At 65.6% G+C, this 14,929-nt stretch carries 14 protein-coding genes; 12 read left to right on the forward strand and 2 right to left on the reverse strand.

Translation table 11 applies throughout. From position 1 onward, the window contains the following. Positions 1-108 precede the first annotated feature (108 nt). The 3 genes from AC07UW_RS12535 (at position 109) to AC07UW_RS12545 (ending at position 3,055) form a co-directional block, all read left to right on the forward strand. Positions 109-717, forward strand: coding sequence for a TetR/AcrR family transcriptional regulator (locus tag AC07UW_RS12535; RefSeq protein WP_025875794.1), 609 nt, complete (start codon positions 109-111; stop codon positions 715-717). A 151-nt stretch (positions 718-868) separates the two neighbouring features. Next, positions 869-1,387: a c-type cytochrome gene (locus tag AC07UW_RS12540; RefSeq protein ID WP_088100772.1), complete on the forward strand. Its 519-nt coding sequence runs from the start codon at positions 869-871 to the stop codon at positions 1,385-1,387. Positions 1,388-1,615: 228 nt separating this feature from the next. Continuing rightward, positions 1,616-3,055, forward strand: coding sequence for an ExeM/NucH family extracellular endonuclease (locus tag AC07UW_RS12545; protein WP_495212151.1), 1,440 nt, complete (start codon positions 1,616-1,618; stop codon positions 3,053-3,055). 57 nt (positions 3,056-3,112) lie between these two features. Here AC07UW_RS12545 and AC07UW_RS12550 read toward each other — a convergent pair whose 3' ends face one another. Further along, positions 3,113-3,970, reverse strand: coding sequence for an EamA family transporter (locus tag AC07UW_RS12550; protein WP_223497477.1), 858 nt, complete (start codon positions 3,968-3,970; stop codon positions 3,113-3,115). 43 nt (positions 3,971-4,013) lie between these two features. Between AC07UW_RS12550 and AC07UW_RS12555 the strand changes: the two genes are divergently transcribed. From AC07UW_RS12555 to AC07UW_RS12580, 6 genes are all read left to right on the forward strand, one after another. Further along, complete coding sequence (locus AC07UW_RS12555; protein WP_093820789.1) at positions 4,014-4,685, forward strand: alpha/beta hydrolase; 672 nt, start codon at positions 4,014-4,016, stop codon at positions 4,683-4,685. Further along, positions 4,682-5,782, forward strand: coding sequence for a cell division protein ZapE (gene zapE / locus AC07UW_RS12560; protein ID WP_025875783.1), 1,101 nt, complete (start codon positions 4,682-4,684; stop codon positions 5,780-5,782). The genes AC07UW_RS12555 and zapE overlap by 4 nt, the downstream gene beginning before the upstream one ends. 589 nt (positions 5,783-6,371) lie before the next feature. After that, a complete protein-coding gene (locus AC07UW_RS12565) occupies positions 6,372-8,783 on the forward strand; it encodes a ribonucleoside-diphosphate reductase subunit alpha (protein ID WP_033832762.1) in 2,412 nt (803 codons plus the stop codon). A gap of 127 nt (positions 8,784-8,910) precedes the next feature. Next, positions 8,911-9,930 (forward strand): ribonucleotide-diphosphate reductase subunit beta, encoded by a 1,020-nt coding sequence (locus AC07UW_RS12570; RefSeq protein WP_025875781.1) that lies wholly within the window; start codon positions 8,911-8,913, stop codon positions 9,928-9,930. A 362-nt stretch (positions 9,931-10,292) separates the two neighbouring features. Next, entirely contained in the window at positions 10,293-10,946 is a 654-nt protein-coding gene (locus AC07UW_RS12575) for a hypothetical protein (RefSeq protein WP_218788392.1), read from the forward strand. Positions 10,947-11,394: 448 nt separating this feature from the next. Further along, entirely contained in the window at positions 11,395-11,646 is a 252-nt protein-coding gene (locus AC07UW_RS12580) for a hypothetical protein (RefSeq protein WP_218788394.1), read from the forward strand. 87 nt (positions 11,647-11,733) lie between these two features. On the opposite strand, the gene AC07UW_RS12585 is transcribed toward AC07UW_RS12580, so the two are convergent. Continuing rightward, the gene (locus tag AC07UW_RS12585; RefSeq protein ID WP_313249626.1) at positions 11,734-12,369 is read right to left on the reverse strand and encodes a LysE family translocator; all 636 of its coding nucleotides are present in this window, start codon (positions 12,367-12,369) and stop codon (positions 11,734-11,736) included. A 92-nt stretch (positions 12,370-12,461) separates the two neighbouring features. On the opposite strand from AC07UW_RS12585, the gene AC07UW_RS12590 reads away from it, so the two are divergent. The 3 genes from AC07UW_RS12590 (at position 12,462) to AC07UW_RS12600 (ending at position 14,929) form a co-directional block, all read left to right on the forward strand. Next, on the forward strand, positions 12,462-12,872 hold the full coding sequence (locus tag AC07UW_RS12590) for an acyl-CoA thioesterase (protein ID WP_025875773.1): 411 nt from the start codon (positions 12,462-12,464) through the stop codon (positions 12,870-12,872). Positions 12,873-12,915: 43 nt separating this feature from the next. After that, a complete protein-coding gene (locus AC07UW_RS12595) occupies positions 12,916-13,719 on the forward strand; it encodes an NAD-dependent protein deacetylase (protein WP_495212152.1) in 804 nt (267 codons plus the stop codon). Positions 13,720-13,825: 106 nt separating this feature from the next. After that, on the forward strand, positions 13,826-14,929 hold the full coding sequence (locus AC07UW_RS12600; protein ID WP_105163262.1) for an NADH:flavin oxidoreductase/NADH oxidase: 1,104 nt from the start codon (positions 13,826-13,828) through the stop codon (positions 14,927-14,929).

The following is a 14,929-nucleotide window of genomic DNA, read 5'->3' on the forward strand; positions in this document are numbered from 1 at the left end:
GCGGGCGGCTGTTCACAGCAGCGGCCCGCGCGGGCGATTGGACCCCAGCGTAGCGGGGTTCGGGTAAGAAGTGAATACAAATTCAAAAATTGAAACCAGACTCAGAACATGGCCTACAAACGCTCAGCATTGATGGAAGAACGCCTGGCCGGGGCCCGTGAACGGATCCTGCTGGCCACCCGCGAACTGGTCGCCACCGGCGGCTGGCGCAACGCGCCGGTAACCGCCGTGGCCACCCAGGCCGGGGTCTCCACCGGCCTGATCTACCGCCACTTCCCGTCCAAGGCCGAGCTGTTCGTGGAAGTGCTCAACGCTGCCGTGGCCCATGAGGTGGCGATCATGGAGCGCATCGCCAGTGCGCCGCAGCCGGCCAGCGTGCGCCTGCGCCAGGCCATCACCGCCTTCGTGCGCCGTGCTCTGGCCGGCCCGGGCTTGGCCCATGCCTTCATCGTCGAACCGGTGGACCCGGACGTGGAAGCCGAGCGCATGCGCGGCCGCCGTGCCTTCGGTGACGTGTTCCTGCGCCTGGTGGAAGAGGGCGTGGCGGCCGGTGAACTGCCGGCGCAGGACGCGCATGCTGCCGCCGCCTGCCTGGTGGGTGCCTTCACCGAAGCGATGGTGGGCCCGACAGCACCCAGCCGCGAAGCGCACCGCGACGAGGACGCACTGGTCGAGGCCATCTGCAGTTTCTGCCTGCGGGCTGTTGGCGCAGGGTGATGCCGCTGTTGCGCGTTCGTCGGGGTGCCGCCGCATGCTGCGCCGCACCAGCCCTGACGCCTGTTGTCGTGCGCGGCGTGCGTTCTATACTCGGCCCATCACGCAGTCGCTCAGCCGTGGTCCAACGACTATCAGCCAGGGGTAACGAAGAGTGCGGAATTACGATCTGGAGTTCCTGAAACGCTTCTCCATGGTGATCGCGCTGTTGATGGCCATCACCCTCGGTCTGATCCTCCTGGCCGCGTTCATCCACACCCGGATTCCGCCCGAGGTGTCGCCCACCGCCGCCAAACGCACCGAACAGCGCATTTCGCCTACCGGTGCGGTGTACGCCGGCAGCACCGGCGCGGCCGCGCAGGCTGCTGCGCATGCCGCCGCGCTGGCCAAGGCCGCCTCGCAGGTGGCCTACGGGGGTACCAAGGACGGCAAGGTGATCTTCGACAACCTGTGCACCGCCTGCCATACCACCGGCGTGGGCATGGCGCCGACGCTGGACCACTCGCACTGGGACAAGCGCCTGGCGCAGGGCAAGGACACCCTCTACAAGCACGCCATCGAGGGCTACACCGGCCCCGACGGCGGCATCATGCCGCCCAAGGGCGGCAACCCGGCGCTCACCGAGGAGCAGATCCACGCCACCGTGGACTGGATGCTGGGCAATCTGAAGTAGTGCCGGCCGCCGCGGCCGCTGGTGGTGCCGGCCGCTGGCCGGCAGCCTCATGATCTTTGGTAGTGCCGGCCGCTGGCCGGCAGCCATGCATCGCGCAGAGGTCATGAGGTTGCCGGCCAGCGGCCGGCACTACCCGGCTTTGCCCACCAAGGCCGGAACCCCGCTGCGCAGGCGGGGTTTCGCATTTCAGGGTTAGTCTGTGCGCCTCTTCCGTGGAGTCGTCTGTCGATGCGTCGCCGTTCCCTCGCCCTTGCCCTGTCCCTGCTGATGCCGGCATCCGCTTTCGCCCAGGCCCAGCCGCAGGCTGCGCCGACCTCGGCGCCTGCGCCACGCAGCCCGGCCACCGTCACCCTGGCCGCCGCGCCGGCCGACTGGCGTGCACTGGATGGGCAGCACGTGCGCATCGCCGCGCCGCTCACCCTGGCCGGCACTGATGGCCTGGAACGCTTCGGCCAGCTCACCGTCGCCTTCGATGGCCGCCTGTGGCAGCCGACCGAAGTGGCCGCGCCCGGCAGCGCTGGTATCGAACAGGTGATGGCCGACAACCAGCGCCGCCGCCTGCTGCTGGACGATGGCAGCAATGTGCGTGATCCGGCCAGCGTCGCCTACCTGCCGGGCAATCCGGTGCTGCGTACCGGCATGCAGCTGCGCAACGTGGAAGGCACCGTGCGCGTGGACGCGCAGGGCCGGCCCAGCCTGCAGGTGGATGGTGTACTGAAGCTGCCTGACCTGCAGCGCCCGGCCGTGCCGACCGTGCCCGGCAGCCTGCATATCGCCGCGTTCAACCTGGAGAATTTCTTCAATGGTGACGGCAAGGGCGGTGGGTTCCCGACCCTGCGCGGCGCGCGCACGCTGGACGAGCACAAGGCGCAGGTCGGCAAGCTGGTCGCCACCGTCAACGCGCTGGGCGCCGACATCGCCGCGCTGATGGAACTGGAGAACGACGGTTATGGCCCGCAGTCGGCCATCGCCGAACTGGTGGATGCGCTCAATGCCAGCCTCGCCGCAGACAAACAGTGGGCGTTCGTCGATGCCGGCCAAGGCCCCGGCAGCAATCCGATCCGCGTCGGCATCATCTACCGCAAGAGCGAATTCAAGCCGCTCGGCACGCCGCTGACCAAGCTCGACGGTCCCTTCGTCGAACACAGCCGTGCGCCGCTGGCACAGGCCTTCCAGGGCAAGGGCGCACCGTTCATGGTGGTCGCCAACCACTTCAAGTCCAAGGGCTGCCGTGATGCCAGCGGCGCCGACGCCGACCGCAATGACGGGCAGGGCTGCTGGAACGCCACCCGCGTGGAATCGGCCAGGCAACTCAACACCTGGGTGCAGGCCGAAGCCGCGCGCCTGAAGGTGAAGGACGTGGTGCTGATGGGCGACTTCAACGCCTACGCGATGGAAGATCCGATCCGCACCCTGCACGACCTGGGCTGGCAGGATGCCTTCAAGGTGGCCAAGGTCGAACAGCCCTACAGCTACGTCTACAACGGCTACACCGGCCGCCTCGATCACGCGCTGCTCAGCCCGACCATGGCCAAGCGCCTCGCCGGCGCCGCCGAGTGGCACAGCAATGCCGACGAGCAGGACGCCAGCGGCTACCAGGGCCGCAACGTGCAGGGCCCGTGGCGCAGCTCCGACCACGACCCGCTGCTGCTGGGCTTCGACAAGTAAGCCCTCGCCGGGGTCGGATCCCATTCCCACGGAATGGGCTCTGACCCCGGTCATCACTTACCCCCAGGCGATCAACCCGATCGCCAGCACCGCCAGCGCCAGGCCGGCCCGGTTCCAGCGCGTAGTCGCCTCGCCGAAGGCGAACACACCCACCAGCGCACCCAGCACCACCACGCCGATGTTCATGCCGGCGAACACGGTGGCCGGGCTGTCCGGCATCGACTGGTGCGCATGCACATAGAAAAGAATGTTGCCGCCATTGAGCAGGCCCAGCAGTGCACCCGCACCCAGGTTGCGCCAGGCCAGGCGGCTGCGCCCACTGAAATGCCGCCACAACTGCAGCGCCAGCATCAGTACGAAGGCCACGCTGAAACTGGCCAGCACCGCGGCCATCGACGGCGTGCCCGACAGCGCCACCTGCTTCAGCAGCACATCCACCACCGCAAAGCCGGCCCACACGCCCAGCAACCAGCCCCAGCCGCCGGCTGAAGCGGCCACTGCGGGACCGCGCGAGCGCAGGCTGATGGCCACCATCGCCAGCAGGCCCAGGCCCAGCCCGACCAGCTTCCACGGCGTTGCGGTCTGCCCGAAGAACAGGAACGCCGCCGCCAGCGACAGCAGCAGCGACAAGCGCTGCGCCACGTCACTGCGGACGATGCCGGCCACCGCCACCGCGCGGCCCAGCACCAGGAAGATCGAGGGCAGCACCACCGCCAGTGCCAGCAGCGAAGCCCACGGCGCATGCGGGGCGCGCAAGGCGTCCAGCGGCGGCTGCAACACCACTGCTGTCATCGTCGCGGCGACCAGATAGTTCCAGGTCACCATCTGTGCAACATCCAGCTGGCGACGGCCAGCCAGCTTCAACAACACCGAAACCAGCACACTGCAGATCACGGCCAGGGACAGGTAGAACATGGGGCGGGCACAGGGCTGGGGCGGGGGACGTTATCATGGTGCCATGCACAAGCCCTCGTTCCCTGTCGCCGCTGGCGAAACCGCATGCCTGGTGCTGGATGGCCCGGTTGGTCCGCTGGAAGTGGTCGTCGACCTGCCCAAGGCCGATGTGCCGATGCAGCCGATCGTGGCCGTCATCTGCCATCCGCTGTCCACCGAAGGCGGCACCCTGCACAACAAGGTGGTCACCATGACCGCCACTACCCTGCGCGAGCTGGGTATCGCCACGGTGCGCTTCAACTTCCGCAGCGTCGGCGGTTCTGCCGGTGAATTCGACCATGGCGTGGGCGAGCAGGAGGATTTGAAGGCTGTTACCGCCTGGGTCCGCCAGCAGCGTCCCGACGACCGACTGTGGCTGGCCGGCTTCAGCTTCGGTGCGTTCGTTTCACTGAAGGCCGCCGCCGAGCTGCAGCCCGAAGCGCTGATCTCGATCGCGCCGCCGGCGGGCCGGTGGGACTTCGGCGGCATTGCGCCGCCGGCCCGCTGGCTGGTGATCCAGGGCGAGCAGGATGAAATTGTCGACCCGCAGGCCGTCTACCAGTGGCTGGACACCCTCGATGCGCCGCATGAGCTGGTGCGCATGCCGGACACCAGTCACTTCTTCCACCGCAAGTTGATCGACCTGCGCGGCGCGCTCACCCACGGCGTCAAGCATTGGCTGGGCACGGCGGCATGAGCGAGGTGGAACTGACCCCGACGCAGCGCTACGCGGCCGGGGTGGAACGCGGCGATTGGCAGAACGACCCGGCCCAGCATGCGGCGCTGGCCGAGCTGGACCGGATCCACCTGGCCCTGGTGGACAGCGCCGAGGACGGCTGGCTGGACCGACTGTCCTCGTTCTGGAAGAAACCCGAGCCGGTCAAGGGCCTGTACTTCTGGGGCGGCGTCGGCCGCGGCAAGACCTTCCTGGTCGACCTGTTCTACGACGGCCTGCCGATCAAGCAGAAGTACCGCACCCACTTCCATCGCTTCATGCGCAGCGTGCACGAGCGCCTGCGCGAGCACCAGGGCCAGAGCGATCCGCTGGCGAAGATCGCCCAGGAATGGCGCAGCAACCTGCGCGTGCTGGTGCTGGACGAATTCTTCGTCACCGACATCGGCGATGCCATGTTGCTGGCGCGCCTGCTGGAGCGGATGTTCGCCGAGGGCGTGACCCTGGTCACCACCTCCAACACGGCGGTGGAAAACCTGTACCTCAACGGCCTGCAGCGCGAGAGCTTCATGCCGGCCATCGGCCTGCTGCAGCGCTACTGCGTGGAGCTGTACGCCGAGGGCACCGAGGACTACCGCATGCGCGCGCTGACCCGTTCGCCGGTGTACCGCGCGCCGCTGGCCGCCGACAGTGACACCTGGCTGGCCACGCGCTGGGGCGAGTTGAGCGGTGGCCAACCGGCCAAGGCGGGCAACATCGAGATCGAGAGCCGCAAGATCCCGGTGCGTGCGCGTGGCAAGAGCATTGCCTGGTTCGACTTCGCCGCGCTGTGTGAAGGCCCGCGTGGGCCGTCGGATTACATCGAGATCGCGCACGAGTTCAACACCGTGCTGCTGGGCGGCATTCCGGCCTTCGATCGCCTGAACGAGGATGCCGCGCGCCGCTTCGTCAACCTGATCGACGAGCTGTACGACCGCCACGTCAATCTGGTCTGCACCGCCAGTACTTCACCGGTCGAGCTGTACACCGGTACCCGCCTGCAGGGCGCGTTCGAGCGCACGGCCTCGCGCCTGATCGAAATGCAGAGCGCCGAGTACCTGGGTACCCCGCACCGGGCGTGAGGGATAGTGCCGGCCGCTGGCCGGCATCCGCCTGATGCTTCCGCAGGTCATGGGCTGCCGGCCAGCGGCCGGCACTACCTGATGCTGCCCCGTCCACCGGCTGCCCACTGTCTGCCCACCACCTATCCACAGACTTGTCCCTCGCCTGCGTGGTCCTGTCATGTGAAGCTGTCATCGTTCCGCTGGTGGGGCGCTGATTGCCACCGCGATGACGTGTTTCGGGCTTGACTGCGCAGCCCGTTCCAGCAGGTCCAAAGCGTCCAAACCGGACGCCGCTGGCACGATCCTTGCGGCGCAAGGGATTGCCGAATTTCACTACATTTGGCGTTGACGGGCCCCACTACCCCCACTATCTTGTGGCTGTCGGTTGTGGGGACCCCAAGCCGCCGGGTCCATGGAATGGATCGCCGGACCCTCCGGTGATACGCCCTCCATGCCCGCAGCGGCACCGGTCAGCACTGCCAGCGGCAGCCACAGGCGCAGGGTCTCAATTCCTGCGACACCGGTCTGCCACCCTGGGCTGTCATGTCCCGGGCCGCGTCACCCGATGCTCCGAGCCACCATCCATCACGCCAAGAGGACACACGCCGTGACCACCGAGACCAGCGCCACCATCGAGAAGGAAAGCGAATTCCTGTTGACGTCGCCGCCGACGTCCAACGCGATGAGTGTGACCAAGCGCAATGGCACGACCGAGCTGGTGGATCTGAACAAGATCGTCCGCGCGGTGCAGCGTTCCTCCGAGGGCCTGCACGCCGTCGATCCGATGCGTGTGGCCACCCGCACCATTTCCGGCCTGTACAACGGCGCCACCACCCAGGAGCTGGACGAACTGTCCATCCGCACCGCGGCGCTGCTGATCGGCGAAGAACCCGAATACGGCCGCCTGGCCGCGCGCCTGCTGGCCAACTTCATCGCCAAGGAAGTGTCCAACCAGGAAATCCACGCGTTCTCGCAGTCGGTGGGTCGTGGCCACGAAGTGGGCCTGATCAACGACCGCCTGCTGAACTTCGTGCAGACCAACGCACGCAAGCTCAACGATGCCATCGACATCTCGCTGGACCTGAACTTCGATTACTTCGGCCTGCGTACCCTGTACGACCGCTACCTGCTGCGCCACCCGCACACCCGCAAGGTGATCGAGACCCCGCAGCAGTTCTTCCTGCGCATCGCCAGCGCGCTCAGCGAGGATGTGCCGGAAACCCTGGCGCTGTACAAGCGCATGGGCAACCTGGACTACCTGCCGTCCAGCCCGACCCTGTTCAACTCCGGCACCACCCACGAGCAGCTGTCCTCGTGCTTCCTGCTGGACTCGCCGCAGGATTCGCTGGAATCGATCTACTCCAAGTACGGCGACATTGCCCAGCTGTCCAAGTTCTCCGGCGGCATCGGCGTCAGCTACACCCGCGTGCGTTCGCGTGGCTCGCTGATCAAGTCGACCAACGGCCACTCCAACGGCATCGTGCCGTGGCTGAAGACCATGGATTCGTCGGTGGCTGCGGTGAACCAGGGCGGCAAGCGCAAGGGCGCGGCCTGTGTGTACCTGGAAACCTGGCACGCCGACATCGAGGATTTCCTCGAGCTGCGTGACAACACCGGCGACGAATCGCGCCGTGCGCACAACCTGAACCTGGCCAACTGGATCCCGGACCTGTTCATGAAGCGTGTCGAGTCGGACCAGGAATGGTCGCTGTTCGATCCGCGCGTGGTGCCCGAGTTCACCGACCTGTTCGGCGAAGCCTTCGAGGCCGCCTACCTGCAGGCCGAAGCACAGGGCAAGGCCAACCGCACCATCTCCGCACGCAAGCTGTACTCGCGGATGATGCGCACCCTGGCCGAGACCGGCAACGGCTGGATGACCTTCAAGGACAAGTGCAACCGCGCCAGCAACCAGACCCTGCGCGCCGGCAACGTGATCCATCTGTCCAACCTGTGCACCGAAATCCTGGAAGTCACCTCGGCTGAAGAAACCGCGGTGTGCAATCTGGGTTCGATCAACCTGGGCAACCACTTCGACGGCAACGGCGAGTTCGATTTCGACAAGCTGGCCGACACCGTGCGCCTGGCCGTGCGCCAGCTGGACCGCGTGATCGACCTGAACTTCTACCCGATCGAATCGGCACGCCGCGGCAACCTGCGCTGGCGTCCGGTCGGCCTGGGCTGCATGGGCCTGCAGGACGTGTTCTTCCGCAAGCGCCTGCCGTTCGATGGCGCCGAAGCCCGCGCGCTGTCGAAGAAGATTGCCGAGACCATCTACTTCCACGCGCTGGAAACCTCGGTCGAACTGGCCCAGGAACGCGGCAAGCACCCGTCCTTCGCCGACACCCGTGCGGCCAGCGGCGAGCTTCAGTTCGATGCGTGGAACGTGGTGCCGGAAGATGCCGCGCGCTGGGATGCCCTGCGTGAGCGCATCAAGGAACACGGCCTGCGCAACTCGCTGATGATCGCGATCGCCCCGACCGCCACCATCGCCTCCATCGCCGGTTGCTACGAGTGCGTGGAACCGCAGGTGTCCAACCTGTTCAAGCGCGAGACGCTGTCCGGTGACTTCCTGCAGGTGAACCGTTACCTGGTGAACGAGCTGAAGAAGCTGGGCCACTGGACCCCGGAAATGCGCGATGCGATCAAGCTGGCCGACGGCTCGATCCAGGCCATCACCCAGATTCCGGAAACGCTGCGCCACGTCTACCGCACTGCATGGGAACTGCCGATGCGTTCGCTGATCGACATGGCCGCCGACCGTGGCGCCTTCATCGACCAGTCCGCCTCGCTCAACCTGTTCATGGAAAGCCCGAGCATCGGCGCGATGTCCTCCATGTACATGTACGCCTGGAAGCAGGGCATCAAGACCACCTACTACCTGCGTTCGCGTCCGGCCACCAAGATCGCCAAGACCACCGTCAGCCACACGGCCAGCGTTGCGCCGGAAAAGGTGTTCAGCCCGGAGGAGGCCATCGCCTGCTCGCTGGAGAACCCGGAAGCCTGCGAAGCCTGCCAGTAACACCGCGCGGTGGATTAACGCGCGGTGGGTGCCGACCGTTGGTCGGCACTGCTGCTCGACTACGGAAATACCAAGGTAGCGCCGGGCCATGCCCGGCGTTTTGACCCGAGAAGACAAGGAAACACCCATGGCCGACAAGCCCAAGCAGATGCTGCTCGATCCCGGTTTTGAACTGACCCTGCGCCCGATGCGCTACCCGCAGTTCTATGACATGTACCGGAATGCGATCAAGAACACCTGGACGGTGGAAGAGATCAACTTCCAGATCGACATCAGCGACCTGCACAGCAAGATGTCGCCGGGCGAGCGCCACCTGATCCACCGCCTGGTCGCCTTCTTCGCCACCGGCGATTCGATCGTGTCCAACAACCTGGTGCTGAACCTGTACCAGCACTTGAACGCGCCCGAAGCGCGCATGTACCTGTCGCGCCAGCTGTATGAAGAAGCGCTGCACGTGCAGTTCTACCTGACCCTGTTGGACAACTACCTGCCGGATCCGGACGAGCGCGTCAAAGCCTTTGCCGCGGTGGAGAACATCGACTCGATCAAGAAGAAGGCCGATTTCTGCTTCAAGTGGATCGATTCGATCCAGGACCTGAAGCGCATCGAGACCCGCGAAGAGCGTCGTCAGTTCCTGCTCAACCAGATCTGCTTCGCGGCGTGCATCGAAGGCCTGTTCTTCTTCGCCGCCTTCGCCTACGTGTACTACTTCCGTTCGCGCGGCCTGCTCAACGGCCTGGCTTCGGGCACCAACTGGGTGTTCCGCGACGAAAGCGCGCACATGGAATTTGCCTTCGAGTGCGTGGACGTGATCCGCGAGGAAGAGCCGGACCTGTTCGACGACAAGATGAAGCAGGATGTCTACGACATGCTGGCCGAGGCCATCGAGTGCGAAGTGCAATTCGCCGAGGACGTGCTGTCCGGTGGCGTGGCAGGCATCTCCACCCGTGACATGCGCCAGTACCTGCAGCACTGCGCCGACAACCATTTCCATCGCCTGGGCATGGAGCGCAAGTACAACGTGCGCAACCCGCTGAGTTTCATGGAACTGCAGGACGTGCAGGAACTGACCAACTTCTTCGAACGCCGCGCCTCGGCCTACCAGGTGGGCGTGAAGGGCGAAGTCGCCTTCGACATGAACTTCTGATTGGACAAATAGGGCGCGTTTATCGCGCCCTATTGTTTTTGCTTCGGCCAAAAAAAACGTCTCGCCGAGGCGAGACGTTTTTTAAAACTACAACGAAAGGAGGACAAGCAACCAACAAGCTTCCAGCAATAGACGCTTCGCTTGGTTCCTGCAGATTCGTGTCTTGGCGGACGCGCAATTGTAGGTCCAAGTGAAATCACTGGTAAAGCCCATTTTTCTTAACGGGCATCCAGATGTGAAGCGGCCATTGACATGGAAGCCACCTTACAAGTGGTTGAACCGTTCCACATCCGCTTCTAGCTCTCACGTGCGTCAAGCGCTGCGAGCTAGTCAAACCTTTGCTTTCGAGGACGTACTCCACAATGAGCGCCATCCTGAAATCCGTTGAGTCATTCCCGCGACTCTCTGTTCGAAGTCTCGCTAGCTTTACGCGGCTTCGAGGTGTCGAGCAGCAGAAGCTGCTTCACGGCCAGAAATTCCCTCGTCAGGCACCTCAGGTTTTCATGCAGCCCTACTACGGTCCGCCGCTTAAGGGCATCAAGTCGTTCTTGGAGATCGGTATTACCGCGTTGGTCGACGCACGTGCCGAGTTTCAGCGAATGAAGCAGGCGTCAAGGCGGCTCCACTGCAACAGGGTCCTTGAGTCTTTTGTAAGGTCTGATCACGCTCATCGCGGACTAGTTCCAGTTTCCATTCCCCGCTATTACGCCAGCATGCGTAGCCTTGAGCTCCGCCTCTCGCCAGACTTGGTTGCGATGGATGGTGATACTCGGAAGTTCATCTACTTCAATTGCAAGGAAGCGGAAGCAGACTTGGCGGCCGTTCGATTGACCCTCGAATTCGCTCATTGGCTGTTGAGCGAAAATGGGCTGCAGATTGAGCCTGAGCAGATCGAGTACATCGACCTTTTCACTAATGTTCTCCACACCGGTCGCAAAGTGCGAAAGGGCACCATGCGCGAGCTTGAGGAACACGCCAAGCTGATCGAGCTGATTTGGCCTGGCCTAGAGCCCTGACAGCCGTTGTCGTGAGCCCCGACTTCGGTCGGGGCTCTTCGTTTTGCGACTGGATTGCTGTCCTCAGGCTACTCGCAAAGACCAAGGGTTGGTTCACGCGAATTGACGCAATCTGCACGTTCAGACGATGGCGACGAGCTATGTCGTCGTTCGCCTCAGGCTAAGAGTTTGTCGCAATAGCCTCTGGTATCACACGGAATCTGCTGCACATCATGCCGCGCTGCTGGATTACCAGCAGCCGGGACTGCAATCCCGGAGAAGAACCGTTGTTAGGCTCGCCAACCGCCGCCGGCATTGCCCGGTGGCGGTTGGTGGACCGTCGCACGCCTATGGCGGGCGATGCGTTGGAGGGCGAGAGCCCACCGGTTTTTCAGCGGTTTTCCGGGATTGCAGCCACGCATCGTCCGCCACCCTCAACGGTGGCCTGATCAGTAATGGAGGAACCACCATGAGCACCGATCCGACGACCGCGCATGAACTCAGCCACCTGCTGCTGCGCCTGCGCTGCCTGATGCAAGGCATCGAAGGCACCGCGTTGATGCTGTGCGATCACCATCTGGCCCAGGCCAATGGCAGCCAGTCTGCGCTGCAGGGCAAGCAACTGGCCGACGCCACACACGCCATGCTGTGCCTGGCCATCAATGGACGCCGCTGCGCAGAATCGATGGAGCGGCTGGTGGCTGGTCCCACCCGCCATTGAAGGTAGCGCCGGGCTGCGCTTTTGTAGCTTCGAGCCATACTCGACTGCCGTTCGCGAAAAGCAGTCGAGCATGGCTCGACGCTACCGCTACCGCCGCCCATCCACCGCCATGCGCACGGCCAGACCGGCCAGCACCGTGCCCATGAACCACCGTTGCACCGCCTGCCAGGTGGGGCGGGCGGCCAGGAAGCCGGCGATGCTGCCGGCCATTATCGCGATCACCGCGTTCACGCTCACGCTGACCAGCAGCTGGGTGGAGCCCAGCACCAGCGACTGCATCAGCACGCTGCCCTGGCTGTCCGGGTGCAGGAACTGCGGCAGCAGGGACAGGTACATCACCGCGACCTTGGGGTTCAGCACATTGGTCAGGAAACCCATCGCGAACAGCTTGCGTGGGCCGTCCACCGGCAGGTCACGCACCGCGAACGGCGAGCGGCCGCCGGGCTTCAGCGCCTGCCATGCCAGGTACAGCAGGTACAGCGCGCCGCCGATGCGCAGCGCGTCGTAGGCAAGCGGCACGGTCATCAGCAGCGCGGTGATGCCCAGCGCCGCGCACAGCATGTAGAACACGAAGCCCAGCGCCACCCCGCCCAGCGAGATCAGCCCGGCCATGCGGCCCTGGCAGATCGAGCGCGAGATCACGTAGATCATGTTCGGCCCGGGCGTCAGCACCATGGCCAGTGAGACAAGGGCGAAGGCCAGCAGGTCGGACGTGGCGGGCATGGTGGGTTCACGCAGTGGGGGTGCCGAAGTGTAGCGCCGCCTGCACATCACCTGCCTTAAAATCTGTCTCACCCCACACCCGAACCGCCCCCATGACCCCCATCCCCGAGACCGTGCCGCCGACCGAAGTGCGCATGGCCGAAATCGTCTTTCCCAACCACACCAACCACATGGGCACCCTGTTCGGTGGCCAGGCACTGGCATGGATGGACAAGGCCGCCTTCCTCGCCGCCGCCCGCTACTCGCGCCGCACCGTGGTGACCGCGCGCAGCGACCAGGTCGATTTCAAGCTGCCGATCCGCATCGGCCAGATGGTGGAGACGATCGGCCGCATCGTCGAGGTTGGCCGCAGCTCGATGAAGGTCGAGGTGGAGCTGATCGCCGAGGACCTGCACAGCGGCGAGCGCAAGCTGTGCACCCGCGGCCACTTCGTGATGATCGCCCTGGGCGACGATGGCCACCCGGTGACCGTGCCGCAGCTGCCCGGCGCGCCGGCGGCCTGAGCCGATGCTTGCGGGGGCGCCGGTGCGCCCCCATCTGGCTGTCATGACCCCGCCGCTGACCGACTTCATCGACCGCGCCCAGCGCCTGTTCGTGCTGACCGGGGCCGGCTGCAGCACCGCCTCGGGCATCCCCGATTACCGCGATGCCGATGGCCAGTGGAAGCGCACGCCGCCGGTGACCTACCAGGCCTTCATGGGCGAGGCCGCCACCCGCCAGCGCTACTGGGCGCGCAGCCTGCTGGGCTGGCCGCGCTTCGGCCAGGCCCGGCCGAACGGCACCCACCAGGCGCTGGCCGCACTGGAGGACAGTGGCAAGCTGCAGGTGCTGCTGACCCAGAACGTGGATGGCCTGCACCAGCGCGCGGGCAGCCAGAACGTGATCGACCTGCATGGCCGCCTGGACCTGGTGCGCTGCATGGGCTGCGAACGCCGCAGCGAGCGTGAGGCGTTGCAGCAGCGCCTGCTGCAGGCCAACACCGGCTGGGAATTGCTGCAGGCCGGTATCGCGCCCGACGGCGACGCCGATCTGGAAACCGACTTCTCCGCGTTTGCGGTGCCCGACTGCCCGCACTGCGGTGGCCTGCTGAAGCCGGACGTGGTGTTCTTCGGCGAAAACGTGCCGCGTGAACGTGTGGCTGCGGTGCATGAGCACCTGCAGCAGGCGGATGCAGTACTGGTGGTGGGTTCCTCGCTGATGGTCTATTCCGGCTTCCGCTTCGTGCAGGCCGCGGCCAAGGCGGGCCTGCCGGTGGCCGCGCTGAACCGTGGCCGCACCCGTGCCGACGACCTGCTGCAGTTCAAGGACGAGCGCGACTGCGCCGAGGCGCTGGCCGGCTGGGTGCGCTGACCCAGCGTCTGCGCCTTCCCACGAAACAGCGATCCACCCACACGGTTGATCTATCGGCCGCACAGCGGTGCAATACGCACCCCCTTTGGTACACCCCCCCACTGCCGTGAGCCAGCTGTTTTCGCCGATCTCCTTCGGCCCCCTGACCTTGTCCAACCGCATCGTCGTCGCGCCGATGTGCCAGTACTCCGCCGAAGACGGCCGCGCCAGCGACTGGCACGCCATGCATCTGGGCAACCTGGCGCAGTCCGGTGCGGGCCTGCTGATCCTGGAGGCCACCGCGGTCGAAGCGCGCGGCCGCATCAGCTGGGCCGATCTTGGCCTGTGGGACGACGGCACCGAAGCGGCCCTGGCGCAGGTGCTGGCCAGCGTGCGCCGCTGGTCGCCGATGCCGCTGGGCGTGCAGCTGGGCCATGCGGGCCGCAAGGCGTCGGTGAATCGTCCCTGGGACGGCGGTGGCCAGCTGCCGGCCGATGATGCCCGCGGCTGGGCGACCGTGGCCCCCTCGCCGCTGCCGTTCCATGCCGCCGATCCGGCACCGCAGGAACTGGACGAGGCCGGTATCGCCGAAGTCGTTGCCGCTTTCGCCGCCAGTGCGGTGCGCGCCGAGCGGCTGGGCTTCGAGCTGATCGAGATCCACGCCGCGCACGGTTATCTGCTGCATCAGTTCCTGTCGCCGCTGAGCAACCGCCGCACCGATGGCTACGGTGGCTCGCTGCCGAACCGCCTGCGGATGCTGGTGGAAGTGTTCGACGCGGTGCGTGCCGCAGTGTCGGACAAGGTCGCCGTAGGCGTGCGCATCTCCGCCAGCGACTGGGTCGAGGGTGGCTGGGACATCGTGCAGAGCGAAGCGCTGGCACAGGTGCTGGACGCGCGCGGCTGCAATTTCCTGCATGTGTCCAGTGGCGGCCTGCACGAGCGCCAGAAGATCAGTGTCGGCCCGGGCTACCAAGTGCCGTTCGCGGCGGCGATCAAGGCCAAGAAGGTGCGCATGCCGGTGATCGCGGTGGGCATGATCACCGAGCCGGAGCAGGCCGAATCGATCCTGCGCCACAACCAGGCCGATGCCATCGCACTGGCCCGCGGCATCCTGTACGACCCGCGCTGGCCGTGGCACGCCGCTGCTGCACTGGGCGACAGCGTGGTGCCGGCACCGCAGTACCTGCGCTGCGAACCGCGCGACGCACGCGGCGTGTTCAGCCCGCGCTGA

This window comes from Stenotrophomonas sp. GW821-FHT02D01 (assembly GCF_059421765.1).

Excerpts from the sequence above, each read along its gene's own strand:
- AC07UW_RS12535 (WP_025875794.1), top strand. The coding sequence starts at position 109 with ATGGCCTACAAACGCTCAGCATTGATGGAAGAACGCCTGGCCGGGGCC.
- AC07UW_RS12575 (WP_218788392.1), top strand. The coding sequence starts at position 10,293 with ATGAGCGCCATCCTGAAATCCGTTGAGTCATTCCCGCGACTCTCTGTT.
- AC07UW_RS12555 (WP_093820789.1), top strand. The coding sequence starts at position 4,014 with ATGCACAAGCCCTCGTTCCCTGTCGCCGCTGGCGAAACCGCATGCCTG.
- zapE (WP_025875783.1), top strand. The coding sequence starts at position 4,682 with ATGAGCGAGGTGGAACTGACCCCGACGCAGCGCTACGCGGCCGGGGTG.
- AC07UW_RS12570 (WP_025875781.1), top strand. The coding sequence starts at position 8,911 with ATGGCCGACAAGCCCAAGCAGATGCTGCTCGATCCCGGTTTTGAACTG.
- AC07UW_RS12580 (WP_218788394.1), top strand. The coding sequence starts at position 11,395 with ATGAGCACCGATCCGACGACCGCGCATGAACTCAGCCACCTGCTGCTG.
- AC07UW_RS12585 (WP_313249626.1), bottom strand. The coding sequence starts at position 12,369 with ATGCCCGCCACGTCCGACCTGCTGGCCTTCGCCCTTGTCTCACTGGCC.
- AC07UW_RS12545 (WP_495212151.1), top strand. The coding sequence starts at position 1,616 with ATGCGTCGCCGTTCCCTCGCCCTTGCCCTGTCCCTGCTGATGCCGGCA.
- AC07UW_RS12550 (WP_223497477.1), bottom strand. The coding sequence starts at position 3,970 with ATGTTCTACCTGTCCCTGGCCGTGATCTGCAGTGTGCTGGTTTCGGTG.
- AC07UW_RS12595 (WP_495212152.1), top strand. The coding sequence starts at position 12,916 with ATGACCCCGCCGCTGACCGACTTCATCGACCGCGCCCAGCGCCTGTTC.
- AC07UW_RS12590 (WP_025875773.1), top strand. The coding sequence starts at position 12,462 with ATGACCCCCATCCCCGAGACCGTGCCGCCGACCGAAGTGCGCATGGCC.